Annotated in this window: 2 protein-coding genes; both read right to left on the reverse strand. The window is 47.9% G+C overall.

Features of this window, described 5'->3' with window-relative positions:
- Positions 1-118: 118 nt before the first annotated feature.
- On the reverse strand, positions 119-1,639 hold the full coding sequence (pilB, locus tag ACRC27_RS08900; RefSeq protein ID WP_438639718.1) for a type IV-A pilus assembly ATPase PilB: 1,521 nt from the start codon (positions 1,637-1,639) through the stop codon (positions 119-121).
- A gap of 60 nt (positions 1,640-1,699) precedes the next feature.
- On the reverse strand, positions 1,700-2,158 hold the full coding sequence (locus tag ACRC27_RS08905; protein ID WP_438639719.1) for a pilin: 459 nt from the start codon (positions 2,156-2,158) through the stop codon (positions 1,700-1,702).
- Positions 2,159-2,247 lie beyond the last annotated feature (89 nt).

Below are 2,247 nucleotides of genomic sequence, written 5' to 3' on the forward strand. Positions count from 1 at the left end.
GCTTCATCCACGGAGCTGGCTTCTAATTCACCTTCAATTACATGCCCTTGGCGGTTTACGGCTTGCCATTTGTAGGGATACTGACGGCGAGGCTTAGGTTGAGCCAGCGTACTCATGGTTATACTCCTGTAACCCGTTCAATTTCTTCCAATGATGTTACGCCTTCACGCACTTTATTCAGACCTGCTTCACGCAAGGTCAGCATGCCATGTTGGCGTGCAATGTGGGTTAACTCTGGTGCATGCTCACCGCGTAAAATGGCATCGGTCAGTGCCGGGGTGATTGGCATAATTTCATATAAGCCGGTTCGCCCTTTGTAGCCGTTGGTACATTTTGGGCAGCCCTTGGGTTTAAAAATGCGTAATCCTTCGGCGTGGCATTGGCTAAAGCCAGCCGCTTTTTGTTCTGCTTCGGTCAGCAGATGTGGCTGGCGACACTCGGGGCAGAGGCGGCGCGCCAATCGCTGAGCGATGATCAGATGAATTGATGAGGCAATGTTATAGGCCGGAACGCCCATATTGGCCAGTCGAGTGAGGGTTTCGGCGGCAGAATTGGTGTGCAGCGTCGACAGTACCAAGTGCCCGGTTTGCGCCGCTTTTACCGCAATTTCGGCGGTTTCCAGATCGCGAATCTCCCCGACCATCACGACGTCAGGATCTTGCCGCAAAAAGGCCCGTAATGCGCTGGCGAACGTCAGGCCGGCTTTGAGGTTGATCTGTGTTTGGTTGATACCGGCTAAGTTGATCTCCACCGGATCTTCGGCGGTAGAGATATTGCGCTCTGGCTGATTGAGTAATGACAAACCGGTATACAAGGTCACGGTTTTACCACTACCGGTCGGGCCGGTGACTAAGATCATGCCTTGCGGTTTAGCTAACGCGCTCAAATAGCGCTGTTTATCGGCATCAGTAAACCCGAGCTGATCAATATTTAAGTTGGCGGCAGAGGAGTCGAGGAGCCGCAGTACCACTTTCTCCCCAAATAGGGTGGGCAGCGTAGAAACGCGCAGATCGATAGCAGGCGTGTCTTTAAATTTGAGCTTGATACGGCCATCTTGCGGGATGCGCTTTTCGGCAATATCCAACTTACTCATGATTTTTAGGCGTGCAGCCAAGCGAGCACCGAGTTTATCCGGTGGGCTGGCGATCTCTTGCAATACGCCATCAACCCGAAAGCGCACGCGATACTGCTTTTCATAGGGCTCAAAATGAATATCCGAGGCGCGTTGACGCACCGCGCGTAGCAGCATCTGGTTGATAAAACGCACGATAGGGGCTTCATCTTGCTCACTGCTTAAGGCTAGATCATCATTGAGCGCGCTTTCGTCCGCCAACTCTTCAAGTTGAGTCAGGGTGTCTTCTTCTAGCCCCGATTTTCCCATTGGATCGTCAGCATCTTCCGGATATTGTCCGGTGACGATGAAAATGGCCTCACGCAGTTCTTCTTTATTAACCAGAGTGGTTTCAATTTGTTTGCCACAAGCAAAGCGAAACGCATCAATACACTCGAAGCAGTCATGGCTGATGACACCAAGATATAGCGTGCTACTGTTATCAAATATCGGCAGGGCAAAATATTTAGTAATCAGTGATGAAAAGGATACGTATTTTTTTAGTTCGGTAGGGTTTTCTATTTTCATTATTATTTTAATGTAGTGGTGCACTCACACCACTACATTTCCCAATGATTTTACTTTTAATTAAGCGCCGGGAGTGTAACCTGAGTCTGTTGCACATAATGCATCTTCACCCTCTGGTGAAGTACATCCTTTTTGCCATTTAATAGAGCCAGCGGCAGACATTGTCCCTTTTAAATAGAAACTATGGCCTGCTAAATCTGAATTGTCTTTCCCTTGAATCTGGATTTCAGTACCATCTGTTTCTGGTGTAACAACTACAGTTCCGATTAAATCTGTTTGCATCGTGTCTTCTGATGGAACACCGTTAGTACCTAATGCACAATCTGTAAAGGCTCCTTTATCAAAAGCACAAATTTGCAAAGCTGTTTTTAATGGCGCAGAACCTTGAATAAGTTCTGTCATTTTTGCTTTTTTTGTATACGTCTGATAAGCCGGTAACGCAATTGCTGCCAGAATGGCGACGATCGCCACCACAATCATCAATTCAATCAGGGTAAAACCCTTGTTCACTGCTTTCATCTTGTTCTCTCCTAACCTCACACTCCGCAATCCGTATTTGCGGAAATCCATAAGCCACGCCCGTTTCCTTATAGAAAAACGTATCCGTG

Origin of the sequence: Plesiomonas sp. (assembly GCF_051650925.1) — a bacterium.
Taxonomy (GTDB): Bacteria; Pseudomonadota; Gammaproteobacteria; order Enterobacterales; family CAMTGL01; genus Plesiomonas.

Excerpts from the sequence above, each read along its gene's own strand:
- pilB (WP_438639718.1), bottom strand. The coding sequence starts at position 1,639 with ATGAAAATAGAAAACCCTACCGAACTAAAAAAATACGTATCCTTTTCA.
- ACRC27_RS08905 (WP_438639719.1), bottom strand. The coding sequence starts at position 2,158 with ATGAAAGCAGTGAACAAGGGTTTTACCCTGATTGAATTGATGATTGTG.